The organism is Aureimonas sp. AU20 (genome assembly GCF_001442755.1).
Lineage (GTDB): Bacteria > Pseudomonadota > Alphaproteobacteria > Rhizobiales > Rhizobiaceae > Aureimonas.
Window position 1 is genome coordinate 2176346 of record NZ_CP006367.1, and the last position, 17649, is coordinate 2193994.

Consider the following 17649-nt stretch of genomic DNA (forward strand, 5'->3'; position numbering starts at 1 on the left):
TCCCCCCGACAGAAAGCGCGCACGCTGGAGGTTTTCCTCATTGTCGAACGTCCGCGCATAAAGATTAAAATTGCATCTTTTTCTGCGAATGCAAAAATAAAATCGGGAAAAGCCTGCATTTTTCTGGGGGTTAGATCGGTTTCGCACCAGTTTCGTGGAACACACAGCTCCGTTTGAATGGTGGACTGGCGGAGCCAGAATCGGGTCCGAGCGGGCTTGCTAAGTCGAATTTTTCCCCGAAACCGTCTGCGGCAGCGGTTTCATTTCTCCTGCGAGGCCGAGGCCGGGACCAATTCGTCTTGTCGGAAACCCCACCTTAGAACAGGATCAATCCATATCTTCGATGGAGTATGGCCGTTCATGAAACGCTTCCGTTCCAGCCTTCTCGCGATCGGCCTTTCGCTGGCTGCGGTTCTTCCCGCCGCCGCGCAGACGACGCTGCTCAACGTTTCCTATGATCCGACTCGCGAACTGTATCGCGACTACAACGCCGAATTCTCGAAGTTCTGGGCCGCGCAGGGCCATGACGCCGTGACGATTCGCCAGTCGCATGGCGGCTCGGGCGCGCAGGCTCGCACGGTGATCGACGGTCTCGACGCCGATGTCGTGACGCTGGCGCTGGAAGCGGATATCGACGCCATCGCAAAGGGCACCAAGAAGATCCCGGCCGACTGGCGCGGTCGCCTTCCGCACAACTCGGCGCCCTACACGTCAACGATCGTCTTCCTTGTCCGCAAGGACAATCCGAAGGCGATCAAGGATTGGGGCGATCTGGTGAAGGAAGGGGTGCAGGTCATCACGCCGAACCCGAAGACCTCGGGCGGCGCGCGCTGGAATTATCTGGCTGCCTGGGCCTATGCCAATAAGGCCTTCGGCAACGACGCGGCCAAGACCAAGCAGTTCGTCGGCGACATCTATCGCCACGTGCCGGTTCTCGATACCGGCGCGCGCGGCTCCACCACGACCTTCGTGCAGCGCGGCATCGGCGATGTCCTGCTCGCCTGGGAGAACGAGGCCTTCCTGGCTCTGGAAGAGCTGGGCCCAGACCAGTTCGAGATCGTCGTGCCGTCGATCTCCATCCTCGCCGAGCCCCCGGTCGCGCTGGTGGACGGCAATGTGGACGCGAAGGGAACGCGCGAGGCCGCGACGGCCTATCTCCAGCATCTCTATAGCGACGTGGGCCAGACGATCGCCGCCAAGCACTACTACCGCCCCTCCGAGCCGGAGAAGGTCGCCGATAAGGCACTTCTGGAACGCTTCCCTAAGCTCGAACTCGTCTCGATCGACGACGCACAGTTCGGCGGCTGGGCCAAGGCGCAGCCGGAGCATTTCGGCGATGGCGGCGTGTTCGACCAGATCTATAAGCCCGCCAACTGAGCGGGCGCTCCCCAAGGCCTTCTCCTCCCAGAGGTTTGGGGACTTCACCCCGGCGGGACTTGTCCCGCCGGGTTCTTTCTACGCATGATGCCGGCTCACGGCAGGATCGAAGGGTTTCCAATGCTGCACCGGACCGGTTTCCGGCCGCAACCGCCCGCCCGCCGGGCCCGACGCGGGTTGCGCTGATCCATGGCGTCATCCGTTCTGCCGCGCTTTCGCGCGCCGAGCGTCATCCCAGGCTTCGGCCTCGCGCTCGGATTTACGCTGGCCTATATCGGCCTTCTCGTTCTCGTTCCCCTGTCGGCTTTGGCGATCCGCAGTTCCAGCCTGGGCTGGGACGAGTTCGTCCGGCTGGCGCTGGACCCGCGCGTTTTGGCCGCGCTGCGCCTGTCCTTCGGTGCCTCCTTCGTGGCCGCGCTGGTCAATGCCGTGTTCGGCCTTCTGATCGCCTGGGTGCTGGTTCGCTACGACTTTCCCGGCCGCCGACTGGTGGACGCGGTGATCGATCTGCCCTTCGCGCTGCCCACGGCCGTCGCCGGCATCGCCTTGACCGCGCTCTACGCGCCCAATGGCTGGGTCGGCCAGTTCCTGGCGCCGCTGGGGCTGAAGGTCGCCTATACGCCGCTCGGCATCGTGGTCGCGCTGGTCTTCGTGTCGCTGCCCTTCGTGGTGCGGACCGTCCAGCCGGTCCTGGAGGAGATCGACGCCGAGGTGGAGCAGGCCGCCGCGACGCTCGGCGCCAACCGCTTCCAGACCGTGACTCGCGTCGTGCTCCCCAGCATCATGCCGGCGCTGCTCACGGGCTTCGCGCTGGCGCTGGCCCGGTCCGTCGGCGAATACGGCTCGGTCATCTTCATTGCGGGCAACATTCCCTATGTCTCGGAGATCGCGCCGCTTCTGATCGTGATCCGCCTGGAGGAGTTCAACTATGGCGGCGCCACGGCGGTCGCGGCCGTGATGCTCATCATCTCCTTCCTCATGCTTCTCGCGATCAACCTCATTCAGGCCTGGAGCCGCCGGAGATACGGTCATGGTGCTTGAAGCTTCCCTGAACGCGGCGCCGCCTCTGGCCGTCCGCAAGCGCCGCCCGGTGACCACGGAAGGGCCGGCGGTGAAGTGGACGCTGATCGCGGTCGCGCTCGTGTTTCTCGGCTTCTTCCTATTCCTGCCGCTCGTCGCGGTGTTCGTGGAGGCGTTCCGCAACGGCGTCGCCATGTATTGGGCGGCGATCGTGGAGCCCGACGCGCTGGCGGCCATCCGGCTGACCCTGCTCGTGGCGGCCATAGCCGTGCCGCTCAACGTCGTGTTCGGCCTCGCCGCCGCCTGGGCGATCGCCAAGTTCGAGTTCAAGGGCAAGGCGCTCCTGATCACGCTGATCGATCTGCCGTTCTCGGTTTCCCCGGTGATCGCGGGCCTCGTCTACATCCTCCTGTTCGGGGCGCAGGGCTACTTCGCGCCGCTCTTGCAGGGGACAGGCATTCACATCGTCTTCGCCCTGCCGGGCATCGTGCTCGCCACCGTCTTCGTCACGCTGCCCTTCGTGGCGCGCGAACTGATCCCGCTCATGCAGGAGCAGGGTACGGGTGACGAGGAAGCGGCGATCTCGCTTGGGGCCACGGGCTGGAAGACCTTCTTCCGCGTCACGCTGCCCAATGTGAAATGGGCGCTGCTCTACGGCGTGCTCCTGTGCAACGCCCGCGCCATGGGCGAGTTCGGCGCGGTGTCCGTGGTCTCGGGCCGCATTCGCGGCCAGACCAGCACCATGCCGCTGCATGTCGAGATCCTCTACAACGAATACAGCTTCTCCGCCGCCTTCGCCGTTGCCTCCATCCTGGCCTTCCTCGCGCTCGTGACGCTGGGTCTGAAGGCCTTTCTGGAATGGCGCTATGCCGGCGACATCGCCTCCGCGCGCGGCGGCCACTGAGATCGAAGGACATTTCCCATGGACATTCGCGTTCGCAACATCCGCAAGGAATTCGATCTCTATCCCGCGCTCCACGATGTTTCGCTGGACATTCGCTCGGGCGAGCTGATCGCGCTGCTCGGCCCTTCGGGCTCGGGTAAGACGACGCTTTTGCGGCTTATCGCGGGACTGGAATTCCCGACCAGCGGCCAGATCTTCTTCGGCGAGGAGGATGCCTCGTCGAAGACGGTGCAGGAGCGCAATGTCGGCTTCATGTTCCAGCATTATGCGCTGTTCAAGCATATGACGGTGGCCGAGAATATCGGCTTCGGCCTCAGCGTGCGCGAGCGCGCCAGTCGGCCGGCCAAGGCCGAGATCCGCCGCAGGGCGAACGAGTTGCTCGATCTCGTGCAGCTTTCGGGCTTGGAGAAACGCTATCCCCAGCAGCTTTCGGGCGGTCAGCGGCAGCGGGTGGCGCTGGCCCGCGCGCTCGCCATCGAGCCCCGCGTGCTGCTGCTGGACGAACCCTTCGGCGCGCTGGACGCCAAGGTGCGAAAGGAGCTGCGCCGCTGGCTGCGCGAGTTGCACGACAAGATCGGCCTCACCACCGTCTTCGTCACGCACGATCAGGAAGAAGCGCTGGAGCTGGCGGACCGCGTCGTGGTCATGAGCCAGGGCCGGATCGAGCAGGTCGGTTCGGCCGACGACATCTACGACCGGCCGCGCACGCCTTTCGTCTTCTCCTTCATCGGCCAGTCCAACCTCGTGCCGGTCGAGGTGCGCTCGGGCGAGATTCGCCATGGCGACATTCTTCTCGGCCGGACGGAGGAGGCGGACGGGTGCTGGAACCTCTATGTCCGCCCGCATGATCTCGACATCGTGGAGCCGGGCAGCCCGGCGTTGAGCGGCACCGTCTCGCTGTCGCGCCGGGCCGGCGGCTCGCGCATTTCCGAGTTCGAACTAGGGCCGGATCGGCGCCGTATCGAAGTCGAAATGCCGGCCGACCGAGGCGGCGAGCCGGGGACCGAACTCCACGTGCGCCCACGCCGCTGGCAGCTTTATCGCGACGCGGCTTCCGTCTGATCGGCTCGCTGCCAAAGCAGCGGGGTTGGCAGAAATGCTTCGGCGCCTTGGGTTCGCGACACCCAAAGGCGCCGGATGCGGTTCAGTTGGACTTCAAACGGGCCGCCAGACGATCGATCTGGTCCTTTTCCGTAAGGCGCTCCTTGAAGAAGAGGTCGGCTTCGATTCCGAGAAGGGCAACGAGGGCTTGCGTTGCAGCCGCTTGTTTGGCGTCGAAGGGCGTGGACGGCTTCTTGCTATTGTAGAGAATGGACAGCGCGGCCTGTTCGCGGTGTTTGCCGCGCGTTCCACGAACATGTTTGAGCAGACCCTTGAGCTTGCGCTTGCCCTGGTCCAGCGCAGAAACACCCGTACTGAGAACCATGCCTGCGCCGTATCCCGCCGCGCCGCCGGCGATCGTGCCCGCAACTGGGACGATGGATCCGACCGTCGCGCCTGTAGCCGCGACGCCAACGGTGATCGCAACCTTCGCGCCGCCGATCACGAGCTTTCGCTGCGACTTCGTGCTTTTCTTACCGCGCGCGTGAAGGAGCGCCCGTTTCAGATCGTCGGGTTCGATATCCTTGCCATCGTAGACTTCGTCTCGCGCCTGAAAATACATCTGAAGAATGTCGCTCAGCTGCGTCGCCTTGTCCGCCGCTGCGGCGGCGGACATGAACTCTCCACCGCCGGGGACAAAATGTCCGACCACGCCTTTTCCGAGATTCCAGTTTCCCATCGCGAGTTGAGATTGCTTGACGGGCGATACGTTCGACATGACGGGTCTCCGGAAACGGCTCCTTCGCAGTTTGTACATGTCCGAAATCAAATCCGCATCTGGCCCGGACCTTACAAAGAGGATCAACGAAGATTATTTCGCCCGGCTCTTAACGGAGTCCCAACGTGCCATCAGCTGCACAAACCGTTAGGGACCTGACCGGCTGTTCAGCGCTCGCTCAGCGTTTTCATGACGAGGAACGTGGCCGTCGCGCGGTTTTCGACCCCAAGCTTGGCGAAGATCACTTCGAGGTGCTTGTTCACCGTGCGGGGGCTAAGGTCTAGGATCGCGGCGATGTCGCGGTTGGACTTGCCGCGCGCGAGCCAGAGAAGAACGTCGGCCTCGCGCATTGTGAGGCCGAAATGCTGGCGCAGGAGCGCTTCCTCACCCGCCGTGTCGTCCACGGTGAGGCGGAACAGATGTTCGTCGTCGCCGACCTTGCCGAGCGGGCTCAGCTGAAGCCGCATCCCGGCTTCCGAAACGAGTTCGCTCGCCACCGGAGCCTGCCCGGCCGCGCCGCCTTGAAGCCAGTCGCGAAAGGCAAGGGGCAGGGCGGGGCGCCCGTCGATCGGCTCCAGGACGCCGGCCAAAAGCCGCGTTGCCTGCGGCGTCGACCAGAGCACGACGCCGGCGCCGTCGCTTGCCAGAAGAAAGCGCCCGGCCGTGTCCAGAGCGGCGCGTGCGTTTTGCGCGGCGCGGGCATTGGCGAGGTGAACGCGCATGCGCGCCAGAAGCTCGTCCGGCACGATGGGTTTGGCGACGTAGTCGACGCCGCCGGCGTCCAGCCCGCGCACGACATGCTCGGTGTCGGCAAGGCCGGTCATGAAGATCACGGGAACATGGCGAAGCGCCGGGTCGGCCTTCAGGCGCCGCGTCGTCTCGAATCCGTCGAGTCCCGGCATGACCGCGTCCATCAGCACGATGTCGGGCGTGATCGCCTGGGCGATGCCGAGGGCCTGCTCGCCGTCGAGCGCGACCAGAACGGTCGAGCCGCCCTGTTCGATCGCGTCGGTCAGCATCCGCAGCGTGTCGGGCGAATCGTCCACCACGAGCACGATGTCGCGCTCCCGCTCGCCGGCCCCGGGGCGCGCCTCACTCACCGGGCGCGGCCTCCAGCGCGCTCACCATGCGGCGCAGGTCGAACCCGCCGATGTGAACTCGCATCGCGTCCACGAAGGGCTTCATGTCGGGGTCGTCCTCGATGGCTGCGAGCTTTTGTTCGATGCCCCTGACATAGCCGATCCGTCCGAACTGGAGAAGTTGTGCGATATCGGCCGGTGGCGGATAGCGAAGGGGCCGGGGCGGCTGACTCACCTTCGCCGGCGGCCTGCCTCGCGTCCATTGGAGGCCGAGCACGTCGCCGACTGTCGCCAGGAGTTGGCGCAGGTCGAAGGGCTTGGCCAGTTGCGCGGCGGCCTCCGGCGCCGTCTCGCCCGCGCCGGGCGCCTCCGCGAAGGTCGCCGACAGCATGATTACAGTGCCGGTCTGGCCACCCGCGCGCAACGCCTTTGCGAGGTCCCAGCCGTTCATGCCGGGCATCTGCACGTCGAGCAGGAAAAGATCGGGGCGCATTTCGGCGGTGACCGCTAGGGCGGCGGGGCCGTCCGGCGCGGTCAGCACGATGAAGCCGAGCGGGCGCAGAACCTCCACCATGAGATCGCGATGCGTCTCGTCGTCGTCCACCACGAGAACCATTCGCCGCGGCCCGGCATAGCCCTGGATTGCGCTGGCTGCGCCTCGCTCCGCGCCGGCCGGGATCGGCGAGACGCGCGCGTCGGGCACGGCCGAAAGCATGACGCGCACCTCGAACCGGCTTCCTTCGCCGGCCGTGGACGACACTTTGATGTCGCCGCCCATGAGATTGGCCAGAAGCCGGGTGATGGTGAGACCGAGGCCGAGGCCCGGCGTCTTTCCCTGCGCCGCGCTCCCCCGCTCGAACGGCTCGAAGATGCGGCCGAGCTCCGGCTCGGGAATGCCGGGGCCCGTGTCGGTGACGGTCAGGATCGCGACTTGGCTGCGATAGGCGACCTCGAAGGTGACCCGGCCGAACTCCGTGTATTTTACGGCGTTGGACAGGAGATTGATGAGGATCTGCCGCAGCCGCTTCTCGTCCGTGCGCACGACCTCGGGCAGGCGCTCGGGCCGGACGAAGCGGAAGTCGAGCCCCTTGGCGCTCGCCTGCAACTGGAACATGTCGACCAGCTGGGCCAGGAAATCGGCCAGCCGCACTTCGCCGCGCTGGAGTTGCAGCCGCCCGGTCTCGATCTTGGAAATGTCGAGGAGTCCGTCGATCAGGCCGGAGAGATGCTCGGCGGAGCGGCGGATGGTGCGGATGCCGCCCATCTTGGCCGAAGGAATGGCCGCGTCCTGCTCCAGAAGCTGGGCATAGCCGAGCACGGCGTTGAGCGGCGTGCGCAGCTCGTGGCTCATGCCCACGACATAGCGGCTCTTGGCAAGGCTCGCCGCCTCGGCCATTTCCTTGGCCCTCTGCAGGGCGGCGTCGGTGCGCTGGTGCGCCTCGATCTCTTTCAGGAGCAGCGTCGTCTGGCGCGCCGATTCCTCCTGCGCCACCCGCCGGCTTTCTTGCGCGAGGACGAAGAACCAAGTCGAAATGCCCGCGACGATCATCAGGACGAAGAAGGCGGCCCAGAGCGCCTTGGCGATGACCTCCGTATCGTCCGGGCTCGCCAGAACGGCCTGATAGTAGATCAGCGACAGGACCACCGAGATGACGCCCGCGAGCAGCGCGAGGCCGCCGAGATAGTGGCCGACCTTGGCGTCGATCCGCCGCCGAAGCCGCTCGGGCAGGGCGGTGGCGAGCGAGGCGACCTGCGCGGAGAAGCGCGCATGCGGCTTGCAGAGATCATGGCAGCGCGCGTCGAGCGAGCAGCAGAGCGAGCAGATCGGCGCGGAATAGGCTGGGCAATAGGCCATGTCCTCGGGCTCGAAGGGCAGCTCGCACACCCGGCAGGTGATCTCCGTCCGTTGTGCCCAGGCGGCGCGCGGTTTGCGGGCGAGATAGTAGCGCCCGTCCGTGGCATAGGCGATCGCCGGTGCCGTCACGAGCGCGACGCCGAGCGCGACGAAGGCCGAAAGCGCCTGCGCGGTTTCACCGAACAGACCTCCGAAGGCCAGAAGCGAGACGAGGGTCGCAAGTCCCATCGACCCGAGGCCCACCGGATTGAGATCGTAGAGATGGGCGCGCTTGAACTCGATGCCCTTAGGCGACAGGCCCAGCGGCTTGTTGATCGCGAGATCGGCGACGATCGCGCCGAGCCAGGCGACGGCCACATTGGCGAAGAGGCCGAGCGTCACCTCCAGCGCCTCGTAGATGCCGAGCTCCATGAGAAGCAGCGCGATCGCGACGTTGAAGATCAGCCAGACGACGCGGCCGGGATGGCTGTGGGTGAGGCGTGAGAAGAAGTTCGACCAGGCGAGCGAGCCCGCATAGGCGTTCATCACGTTGATCTTCAGCTGCGACACCACCACGAAGCCGGCGGTCAGCAGAGCGGCCGCCTCGGGCCAGGGCAGGACGAAGCCGAAGGCCACGTTGTACATGTAAGCTGGCTCCGCCGCGTGCTCGGGCGCGACGCCAGCGCGAAGCGCCAGGACGGCGAGGAATGAGCCGAAGAAGAGTTTCGGCGCGCCCAGCACGATCCAGCCCGGGCCGGCCGAGAGAAGCGCCAGCCACCACGAGCGGCCCGCGCTGTCGCGCAGCGAGGCGCGACGCTGCTCGGGCAGGAAACGTAGGATATCCACCTGCTCGCCGATCTGCGGCATCAGCGCCAGGATCACCGAGGCCGCCGCGCCGAACTTCACCAGGCTCAGCGCGTCGGTGCCCGGCGCTGCCTCGAGGCCAGGGAAGTTCACCCAGGCTTGGAGCGAACCCCAGTCGTGCCAAAGAATGAAGCCCACCGGCAGAATGTTGAGCCCGATCCAGAGCGGCTGGGTGGCGAGCTGAAACCGGCTGATCCAAGTGACGCCATGCGTCACCAGCGGCACGACCGCGAGGGCCGATACGATGTAGCCGAGCCAGAGCGGAACGCCGAAGGCAAGCTCCAGCGCCGCCGTCATGATCGAGGCCTCCACCGCGAAGAGGATGAAGGTGAAGGTCGCGTAGATCAGCGAGGTGACGGTGGAGCCGATATAGCCGAAGCCCGCGCCCCGCGTGAGAAGGTCGATATCGACGCCGTATCGCGCGGCATAGTAGCTGATCGGCAGGCCGGTAACGAGCAGCACGAGGCCGACCACCATGATCGCCAGCGCCGCGTTGGAAAAGCCGAAGGACAAGGTGATCGCCCCGCCCACCGCCTCCAGCGCCAGGAAGGATATGGCACCGATCGCCGTTTGCGACACGCGCGGCGCCGTCCAGCGCCGGGCGCGCTTGGCGGTGAAGCGTAGCGCATAGTCCTCCAACGTCTGGTTGGCGACCCAGCGATTGTATTCGCGGCGGATGGGAAGAATGCGTTGGCGCGCGGTCATGCCTGTTTTCTGGTTGTCAGTCCGCATTGACCGGGTTTTGAGCATTGTTTCCGGCCGAGGGCCGAAACGCAAGACCAGCGACCCCACCGCCCGACCTACGTCATTCGACGTATGTGCGAAGCGTCGCGCGCAACCGATAGTCCAATCCGAACGCGGCGGGCCCTGGGGTGCCAGTCGCTCGGGGAAGACGAAGAGGGGTTCGAATCATGACGTTCAAGGCCAGTTTCTTTGGCGCCGCGCTGGCTGCGGCCCTTTCCACCACCGCGCTTCATGGCGCCTTTGCAGCCGACGACACGATCAAGGTCGGCATTCTCCACTCTCTGTCGGGCACGATGGCGATTTCGGAGACGACGCTGAAGGACGCCATGCTCATGCTCATCGACGAGCAGAACAAGAAGGGTGGGCTCCTAGGCAAGAAGCTGGAAGCCGTCGTGGTCGATCCCGCGTCGGACTGGCCGCTCTTCGCTGAGAAGGCCCGCCAGCTCATCGCGCAGGACAAGGTCGCCGCGACCTTCGGCTGCTGGACCTCGGTGTCGCGCAAGTCGGTCCTGCCCGTGTTCAAGGAGCTGAACTCGATCCTGTTCTACCCCGTGCAGTACGAGGGCGAAGAGTCCGAGCGCAACGTCTTCTACACCGGCGCCGCCCCGAACCAGCAGGCCATCCCGGCGGTCGACTATCTCATGAACGAGGGCGTGCAGCGCTGGGTGCTGGAAGGCACGGACTATGTGTACCCGCGCACCACGAACAAGATCCTCGAAGCCTATTTGAAGTCCAAGGGCGTCGTCGCCGAGGACATCAAGGTGAACTACACGCCTTTCGGCTTCTCCGACTGGCAGACCGAGGTTTCGGCCATCAAGGAGTTCGGCGGCTCGGGCAAGAAGACCGCCGTCGTGTCGACCGTGAACGGCGACGCCAACGTGCCCTTCTACAAGGAACTGGCGAACCAGGGCGTTTCGGCCGAGACCACGCCGGTCATGGCCTTCTCGGTGGGCGAGGAAGAGCTCGCCGGCATCGACACTGCGCCGCTCGTCGGCCATCTCGCGGCCTGGAACTACTTCCAGTCGGTCGACACGCCGGAGAACGAAGACTTCATCGCCAAGTGGAAGACGTTCACCAAGAACACCGACCGCGTCACCAACGACCCGATGGAAGCTCATTACATCGGCTTCAACATGTGGGTGAAGGCCGTCGAGGCCGCCGGCACGACCGACCCGGACAAGGTGATCGACGCTATGGTCGGCGTCGCCGTGCCCAACCTGACGGGCGGCATGTCCTCGATGGGCCCCAACCACCACATCACCAAGCCTGTTCTGATCGGCGAGATCCAGGCCGACGGCCAGTTCGAGGTGGTGCACGAAACCTCGGGTCTAGTGCTGGGCGACGAGTGGTCGGACTACCTGCCGGAATCGGCGCCGCTCATCTCCGATTGGCGCAAGCCCATGAACTGCGGCAACTTCAACACGCAGACCGGCAAGTGCGGCGGCGCCGGCGCGCAGGCCGCTTCCAACTGATCTCGGCTTTCCCGCCCGTCGATGCGCGGCGGTCGGGAGCCTGCGAAACGGTCCCCCTCGCGGGGACCGTTTCCATCTCCGGTTCGCGCCGGGGCATTTTTCCCGCCTTACCCCCAATGTGGGACGTTTCGATGTTGACTGAGCTTCGAGCTGTGCTGACCGGCTTTCTGGAAGTGCTGGCCGTCGCCCTCGCGCTTCTGGCCGGCGCGTTTCTGGCGACCGGCGGCAAATCCTTTGCGCAAGGCGCCGACCCGGCCGCGATCATCGCGGGGTTCGCCGGCAAGAAGAGCTTCGAGGAGACGGAAGCCAATCTGCGCGCCCTGGCTGCGACGGGCGATCCCCGCGTCGCGCCGACGATGGACGCGCTCGCGTCTGGTGACCTCTACTATTCCAAGACCGACAACCGCGTGGTGATCGCGACGGGGCGAGGCGCGACGCTGGCGGCCATCGACCCCCTGACGTCGGTCCCGATCGGCGACCTGCCGAAGGCGAGCCTGGAGAAGGTGCGCGTCAAGAATTCCATCCGCTCGCTGGTGGCGGAGCTGAAAGGCGCGTTGACGCTCGGCTCCGACAATCCGGCCGAGCGCATGCGGGCCGCGAGCAGCCTGTTCGACAAGGCCGCGCCGGATCAGATTGGGGCGCTGGACGACGCCATCGCCAAGGAGAGCGAGCCGGCGATCCGCACGCGCTTCGAGGAGGCGAGGGCTGTCGCCGTCCTTCGCTCCGACCGGCCGGCCGCCGAGCGCGCCGAGGCGGTGAAGGTGCTTACCACGCGCGGAGACCGCACGGCGCAGAACGTTCTCACCACCTTCGCCAGCGACGCCGACCCCACCGTCGCCAAAGCCGCAACAAGCGGCGTCGCCGCCATTGCCGATACGATCGCTTTCTGGGGCCAGGCCCAGAACATCTGGTACGGTATCTCGCTCGGCTCGGTTCTGCTTCTGGCCGCCATCGGCCTCGCCATCACCTTCGGCGTCATGGGCGTCATCAACATGGCGCATGGCGAGATGGTGATGATCGGCGCCTACACGACCTTCGTCGTGCAGGAGGCGCTGCGGGTGAACGCGCCGCAATGGCTGGACTTCAGTCTCGCGCTGGCCCTGCCGTTGGCCTTTCTCGTCGCGGGCTTCGTCGGCTTCGTCATGGAGCGCGGCATCATCCGCTTCCTCTACGGCCGCCCGCTGGAAACGCTGCTCGCCACCTTCGGCGTTTCGCTGATCCTGCAGCAGGCCGTGCGCACGATCTTCGGACCGACCAATCGCGAGGTGTCCAATCCGTCCTGGATGTCGGGCTCCTTCGATGTCGGGCTGATGTCGGTGACCTGGAACCGGCTCTGGATCATCGTCTTCGCGCTCGCCGTCTTCGCCGCGCTGCTCTTCGCGCTGAATCGCACCTCGGCCGGCCTGAAGATGCGCGCCGTGACGCAGAACCGCCGCATGGCCGCCGCGATGGGCATCCGCACCCCGATGGTGGACGCCATGACCTTCGCGCTCGGCTCCGGCATCGCCGGCATGGCGGGCGTCGCGCTCAGCCAGGTCGACAACGTCTCGCCCGACCTCGGGCAGGGCTACATCATCGACAGTTTCATGGTGGTGGTGTTCGGCGGCGTCGGCAATCTCTGGGGCACGCTGGTCGGGGCCATGAGTCTCGGCATCCTGAACAAGTTCCTCGAGCCCTATGCCGGCGCTGTGCTCGGTAAGATCGTGGTGCTCGTTCTCATCATTCTCTTCATTCAGAAACGCCCGCGCGGCCTCTTCGCTCTCAAGGGAAGGTTCGTCGACGCATGATCACTGCCCGCTTTCTCGGACCCCGAGCCCTCTGGCTCGCCGCGATCCTGCTTCTCGTCGCGGTGCTGGTTCCCGTCTCGAACCTCGCGCTTCACGCCGGCCACCCCTTGCGCGTGCCGGACCATCTCGTTCCGCTCTTCGGCAAGTATCTGTCCTACGCGATCCTGGCGCTCAGCCTCGATCTCGTCTGGGGCTATGTCGGCATCCTGTCGCTCGGTCACGGCGCCTTCTTTGCGCTCGGCGGCTATGCGATGGGCATGTATCTCATGCGCCAGATCGGCAGCAGGGGCGTCTACGGCAATCCGCTCCTGCCGGACTTCATGGTCTTCCTGAACTACAAGGCGCTGCCCTGGTTCTGGCAAGGGTTCGACCAGTTCTGGTTCGCCGCGCTCATGGTGCTGCTGGTGCCGGGCCTCCTGGCCTTCCTGTTCGGCTACTTCGCCTTTCGCTCGCGCGTCACCGGCGTCTATCTCTCGATCATCACGCAGGCCCTGACATACGCCCTTTTGCTCGCTTTTTTCCGCAACGACATGGGCTTTGGCGGCAACAACGGGCTGACCGACTTCAAGGACATTCTCGGCTTCCCCATCCAGGCGGCCTCGACCCGCGCCGGCCTCTTCGCGGCGACGGCGGTGGCCCTGGCGCTCTTCGTCCTCGTCGTCTCCGCCGTCACGCGTTCCAAGCTCGGGCTGCTCATGGTCGCCGTGCGCGACGCCGAAAGCCGCACGCGCTTTCTCGGCTGGCGGGCGGAGCATGTGAAGCTCTTCGCCTTCACGCTCTCGGCGGTCATGGCCGGTGTCGCCGGCGCGCTCTACGTGCCGCAGGTCGGCATCATCAATCCCGGCGAGTTCGCACCGCTGAACTCGATCGAGGTCGTGGTCTGGACGGCGGTCGGCGGGCGCGGGACGATCCTCGGGCCGGTGCTCGGCGCGCTCCTCGTCAATGGCGGCAAGAGCTACTTCACCGCCGCAGCCCCCGAAAGCTGGCTCTTCGTGCTCGGCTCGCTCTTCGTGGTGGTCACGCTCTTCCTGCCGCGCGGCATCGTCGGCACGATCGACCATGGCTGGCGGGCGCTGAGCGAGCGACGCCGCGCCGCGCGCGCCGAAAAGGGCGTGGCCGGTGAGCCGGTCGCCAACCCCAGCCCGGCGGAGTGAGAGCCATGACCGAGACCACGACCCAGACCGCTCCGCGACTGTCGCCCCATCCCTACGCCACGCTTCTGGCCGAAGCGCGCGAAAGGGAGGACGCCGGCAAGCCGCCGCGCGGCGAGACGCTGCTCTATCTCAACGGCGTCACCAAGAGCTTCGACGGATTCAAGGCGATCAACGATCTGTCGCTTGTCGTCGCGCGCGGCGAGATGCGCGCCATCATCGGCCCGAACGGCGCCGGCAAGACGACGATGATGGACATCATCACCGGCAAGACCCGGCCCGATGCGGGCGAGGTTTATTTCGCCGGCGATACCGACCTTACCACGCACGATGAAGCCGAGATCGCCTCCATGGGCATCGGCCGAAAGTTCCAGAAGCCGACCGTCTTCGAAAGCCACACGGTGGAGGACAATCTGGTTCTGGCCCTGTCCGGCCGGCGCGGGGTTTTTGCGACGCTGTTCCACAAGCGCACGGGCGAGGAGCGGGCGCGGATCGACGGCATTCTGGAGACGGTGCGCCTCTCAGCCAAGCGGCATCTGCCGGCGGCCGATCTCAGCCACGGCCAGAAACAATGGCTGGAGATCGGCATGCTGCTGGCGCAGGACCCCGAGCTTCTTCTGGTGGACGAGCCGGTGGCGGGCATGACCGACGCCGAAACCGAGGAAACGGCGCGGCTCCTGCGCGAAATCGCGCAGACGCGCTCCGTCGTCGTGGTCGAGCACGACATGCATTTCGTGCGCGCGCTCGGCGTGAAGGTCACCTGTCTGCACGAGGGCCATGTGCTGGCCGAAGGACCGCTGGATCAGGTTTCGGCCGATCCGCGCGTCATCGAAGTCTATCTGGGGCGCTGAGCCATGCTGCGTGTTTCCAATGTCGATCTCTTCTATGGCGCGGCGCAGGCCCTGCGGGGCGTGTCGATGAGTGCGGAAAAGGGGCAGATCACCTGCGTCCTCGGGCGCAACGGCGTCGGCAAGACCTCGCTGATGCGCGCCATCGTCGGCCAGCAGGCGATCCGCGCGGGCGAGATCGCGCTGGCCGGCGCCGACCTCAAGGGTGCGGCGCCCTATGCGAGGGCGAGGGCCGGCATCGGCTTCGTGCCGCAGGGGCGCGAGGTGTTTCCGCTACTCACGGTGAAGGAAAACCTGCAGACGGGCTTCGCGCCGGTGAAGCGCGCTGAGCGCACGATTCCCGATCATGTCTTCGAGCTTTTCCCGGTGCTGAAATCCATGCTGGGCCGGCGCGGGGGCGACCTGTCGGGCGGCCAGCAGCAGCAGCTGGCGATCGGCCGGGCGCTGGTCACGCGCCCCAGCCTCCTGGTGCTGGACGAGCCGACCGAGGGCATCCAGCCCTCGATCATCAAGGACATCGGCCGAGCGATTCGCTACCTCAAGGACGAGGCCGGCATCGCCGTGCTCCTGGTCGAGCAGTATCTCGATTTCTGCCGCGAGCTGGCCGACAAGGTCTACATCATGGATCGCGGTCAGATCGTCTTCGAAGGCGTCGGGGCCGATCTCGACGACCCCGAGGTTCGCAGGCACCTGACCGTTTAAGCCCGCAGTTCCGGTCGGTCGCGATAGAGGTCGAGCGCGTCCGGGTTCGCCAACGCCTCCTTGTTCTTGACCTCGCGGCCATGCACCGTGTCGCGAACGGCGAGTTCCACGATCTTGCCGCTTTTAGTGCGTGGGATGTCGGAAACCGCGACGATCACCGCCGGCACATGGCGCGGCGAGGCGCCGGTTCGAATCGTGCGGCGGATCGTCTCCTTCAGCGCGTCGGTCAGTTCGGCGCCGTTACGCAGCGTGACGAAGAGCACGACGCGAACGTCGCCATCATATTGCTGCCCGATGCAGATTGCCTCGTTCACCTCGGGGATCGTCTCGACCTGTGCATAGATCTCGGCCGTGCCGATGCGCACACCGCCGGGATTCAGCGTCGCGTCCGAGCGTCCGTGGATGACGAGGCCCCCATGCTCCGTGGTTTCGGCAAAGTCGCCGTGGCACCAGACGCCGGGGAAGCGCTCGAAATAGGCGGCGCGATATTTCGCCCCGCTCTCGTCCGCAAAGAAGCCAAGTGGCATGGCGGGGAAGGGCCGGGTGCAGACCAGCTCGCCCTTCTCGCCGATCGGGGCGGGTTTGCCTTCGTCGGTCCAGACTTCCACCGCCATGCCGAGGCCCGGCCCCTGGATTTCGCCGGCATAGACGGGCCGCGTCGGGTCGCCCAGTACGAAGCAGGAGACGATGTCCGTGCCGCCCGAAATCGAGGCGAGGTGCAGGTCGGACTTGATCCCCTCGTAGACAAAGCGGAAACCTTCGATGCTGAGCGGCGAGCCGGTGGACATCATCGCGCGCAGCTTCGTCAGGTCGTGGCTCTCGGCGGGCCTCGTGCCGCTCTTGCGCAGCGCGTCGATATATTTGGCCGAGGTGCCGAAATGCGTCATGCCTTCCCGTTCGGCATAGTCGAACAGGACGGGCGCCGAAGGGTGGAAGGGGGAGCCGTCGAAGAGAAGCAGCGTCGCGCCGCGCGCCAGCCCCGAGACGAGCCAGTTCCACATCATCCAGCCGAGCGTGGTGAAGTAGAAGAGCCGATCGCCCGGCTTCACGTCCGTGTGCAGCCCATGCTCCTTCAGGTGCTGGAGCAGCACGCCGCCCGCCCGGTGCACGATGCATTTGGGTGCGCCCGTGGTGCCGGACGAGAAGAGAATGAAGAGCGGGTGGTCGAAAGGCAGGCGCTCGAACCGAAGCTCCTCCGGTTCGAAACCCGCCGTGAAGGTCTCAAGGCTCGTGCCGCCCGGCAGGCTCGCGGGGTCGAGATCGCTGCCGATGAGCGGCACGATCACGAGCTTCTTCAGCGTCGGAAGCTGCGGCAGAACCTCGGCCAGTTTCTCCCGCAGGTCGATGCGCTTGCCCGCGTACCAGTAGCCATCCACGGTCACGAGCAGCTTGGGTTCGATCTGGCCGAATCGATCGAGCACGCCGCGCGGTCCGAAATCGGGCGAGGCCGAGCACCAGACCGCGCCGAGCGAGGTGGCGGCCAGCATGGCGGCGATCGATTCGGGAATGTTGGGCAGGAGGCCGGCGACACGGTCGCCCGCCTCGATCCCGGCCGCCCGCATCGCCTGTTGAAGGCGAGAAACCTCGGCCCGAAGCCGGTTCCAGGACCAGCGGGTTTCCGCCTTGTCCTCACAGATGGAAACCAGCGCGTCGGCCTCGCCGTCGATCCCGGGAAGGGGCCGCAGCAGGTTCTCCGCGAAGTTCAGTCGCGCCTCGGGAAAGAAGCGCGCGCCCGGCATCCGGTCCCCATCCGCGATCAGCGCTCCGCCCTTATCGCCGACAACCTCGAAGAAGTCCCAGACGGCATCCCAGAAGAGGCCCGGCTCGGATAGCGACCATTCGTGCAAAGCCGTGCTGTCTGCCATGGCCGCTCCCCGCCGAAACTCGCAGAAGGCGCGGAAGGCGTTCATGCCGCTGGCGGCAGCGCGCTCGGGCGAAGGGGTCCAGAGCGGGGACGAATGGGACATGGACGCAAGACCTCGAAGGCGGGAATTCGAAAGGAGTGGAGACCGAAGCCCGGCCGAGCGTCAAGCACGGTCGAGGCGGCT

General features: G+C 65.9%; 13 protein-coding genes. 9 read left to right on the forward strand and 4 right to left on the reverse strand.

Annotated elements, in window-relative coordinates:
- Positions 1–360: 360 nt before the first annotated feature.
- From M673_RS09610 to M673_RS09625, 4 genes are all read left to right on the forward strand, one after another.
- Positions 361–1377: a sulfate ABC transporter substrate-binding protein gene (locus M673_RS09610; protein ID WP_061975694.1), complete on the forward strand. Its 1017-nt coding sequence runs from the start codon at positions 361–363 to the stop codon at positions 1375–1377.
- 189 nt (positions 1378–1566) lie between these two features.
- Positions 1567–2418: a sulfate ABC transporter permease subunit CysT gene (gene cysT, locus M673_RS09615; RefSeq protein WP_061975695.1), complete on the forward strand. Its 852-nt coding sequence runs from the start codon at positions 1567–1569 to the stop codon at positions 2416–2418.
- Positions 2408–3301 carry a sulfate ABC transporter permease subunit CysW gene (gene cysW, locus M673_RS09620; protein WP_061975697.1) on the forward strand — a complete coding sequence of 298 codons (894 nt, stop codon included), beginning with the start codon at positions 2408–2410 and terminating at the stop codon, positions 3299–3301. Before cysT ends, cysW begins: the two co-directional genes overlap by 11 nt.
- Before the next feature lie 18 nt (positions 3302–3319).
- Positions 3320–4363, forward strand: coding sequence for a sulfate/molybdate ABC transporter ATP-binding protein (locus M673_RS09625; protein WP_061975698.1), 1044 nt, complete (start codon positions 3320–3322; stop codon positions 4361–4363).
- 82 nt (positions 4364–4445) lie between these two features.
- Here the strand turns inward: M673_RS09625 and M673_RS09630 are convergent, their stop codons facing one another.
- The 3 genes from M673_RS09630 to M673_RS09640 all read right to left on the reverse strand — a co-directional run bounded on the left by M673_RS09630 (position 4446) and on the right by M673_RS09640 (position 9602).
- Positions 4446–5120 (reverse strand): hypothetical protein, encoded by a 675-nt coding sequence (locus M673_RS09630; protein WP_148640013.1) that lies wholly within the window; start codon positions 5118–5120, stop codon positions 4446–4448.
- Between the two features lie 167 nt (positions 5121–5287).
- Entirely contained in the window at positions 5288–6220 is a 933-nt protein-coding gene (locus M673_RS09635; RefSeq protein WP_082639288.1) for a response regulator transcription factor, read from the reverse strand.
- Positions 6213–9602, reverse strand: coding sequence for a hybrid sensor histidine kinase/response regulator (locus M673_RS09640; protein WP_061975702.1), 3390 nt, complete (start codon positions 9600–9602; stop codon positions 6213–6215). The genes M673_RS09635 and M673_RS09640 overlap by 8 nt, the downstream gene beginning before the upstream one ends.
- A gap of 206 nt (positions 9603–9808) precedes the next feature.
- Between M673_RS09640 and urtA the strand changes: the two genes are divergently transcribed.
- The 5 genes from urtA (at position 9809) to urtE (ending at position 15601) form a co-directional block, all read left to right on the forward strand.
- Positions 9809–11113 carry an urea ABC transporter substrate-binding protein gene (urtA, locus tag M673_RS09645; RefSeq protein ID WP_061975704.1) on the forward strand — a complete coding sequence of 435 codons (1305 nt, stop codon included), beginning with the start codon at positions 9809–9811 and terminating at the stop codon, positions 11111–11113.
- A 131-nt stretch (positions 11114–11244) separates the two neighbouring features.
- Positions 11245–12900: an urea ABC transporter permease subunit UrtB gene (urtB, locus tag M673_RS09650; RefSeq protein WP_061975706.1), complete on the forward strand. Its 1656-nt coding sequence runs from the start codon at positions 11245–11247 to the stop codon at positions 12898–12900.
- Entirely contained in the window at positions 12897–14054 is a 1158-nt protein-coding gene (gene urtC, locus M673_RS09655; protein WP_061975708.1) for an urea ABC transporter permease subunit UrtC, read from the forward strand. Before urtB ends, urtC begins: the two co-directional genes overlap by 4 nt.
- Positions 14055–14059: 5 nt before the next feature.
- The gene (urtD, locus tag M673_RS09660) at positions 14060–14902 is read left to right on the forward strand and encodes an urea ABC transporter ATP-binding protein UrtD (protein WP_244493040.1); all 843 of its coding nucleotides are present in this window, start codon (positions 14060–14062) and stop codon (positions 14900–14902) included.
- A gap of 3 nt (positions 14903–14905) precedes the next feature.
- Entirely contained in the window at positions 14906–15601 is a 696-nt protein-coding gene (urtE, locus tag M673_RS09665; RefSeq protein ID WP_061975710.1) for an urea ABC transporter ATP-binding subunit UrtE, read from the forward strand.
- On the opposite strand, the gene M673_RS09670 is transcribed toward urtE, so the two are convergent.
- Entirely contained in the window at positions 15598–17568 is a 1971-nt protein-coding gene (locus M673_RS09670) for an acetoacetate--CoA ligase (RefSeq protein ID WP_061975712.1), read from the reverse strand. The genes urtE and M673_RS09670 overlap by 4 nt on opposite strands.
- Between the last annotated feature and the right edge of the window lie 81 nt (positions 17569–17649).

Excerpts from the sequence above, each read along its gene's own strand:
- M673_RS09610 (WP_061975694.1), top strand. The coding sequence starts at position 361 with ATGAAACGCTTCCGTTCCAGCCTTCTCGCGATCGGCCTTTCGCTGGCT.
- cysT (WP_061975695.1), top strand. The coding sequence starts at position 1,567 with ATGGCGTCATCCGTTCTGCCGCGCTTTCGCGCGCCGAGCGTCATCCCA.
- cysW (WP_061975697.1), top strand. The coding sequence starts at position 2,408 with ATGGTGCTTGAAGCTTCCCTGAACGCGGCGCCGCCTCTGGCCGTCCGC.
- M673_RS09625 (WP_061975698.1), top strand. The coding sequence starts at position 3,320 with ATGGACATTCGCGTTCGCAACATCCGCAAGGAATTCGATCTCTATCCC.
- M673_RS09630 (WP_148640013.1), bottom strand. The coding sequence starts at position 5,120 with ATGTCGAACGTATCGCCCGTCAAGCAATCTCAACTCGCGATGGGAAAC.
- M673_RS09640 (WP_061975702.1), bottom strand. The coding sequence starts at position 9,602 with ATGACCGCGCGCCAACGCATTCTTCCCATCCGCCGCGAATACAATCGC.
- urtA (WP_061975704.1), top strand. The coding sequence starts at position 9,809 with ATGACGTTCAAGGCCAGTTTCTTTGGCGCCGCGCTGGCTGCGGCCCTT.
- urtB (WP_061975706.1), top strand. The coding sequence starts at position 11,245 with ATGTTGACTGAGCTTCGAGCTGTGCTGACCGGCTTTCTGGAAGTGCTG.
- urtC (WP_061975708.1), top strand. The coding sequence starts at position 12,897 with ATGATCACTGCCCGCTTTCTCGGACCCCGAGCCCTCTGGCTCGCCGCG.
- urtD (WP_244493040.1), top strand. The coding sequence starts at position 14,060 with ATGACCGAGACCACGACCCAGACCGCTCCGCGACTGTCGCCCCATCCC.
- urtE (WP_061975710.1), top strand. The coding sequence starts at position 14,906 with ATGCTGCGTGTTTCCAATGTCGATCTCTTCTATGGCGCGGCGCAGGCC.
- M673_RS09670 (WP_061975712.1), bottom strand. The coding sequence starts at position 17,568 with ATGTCCCATTCGTCCCCGCTCTGGACCCCTTCGCCCGAGCGCGCTGCC.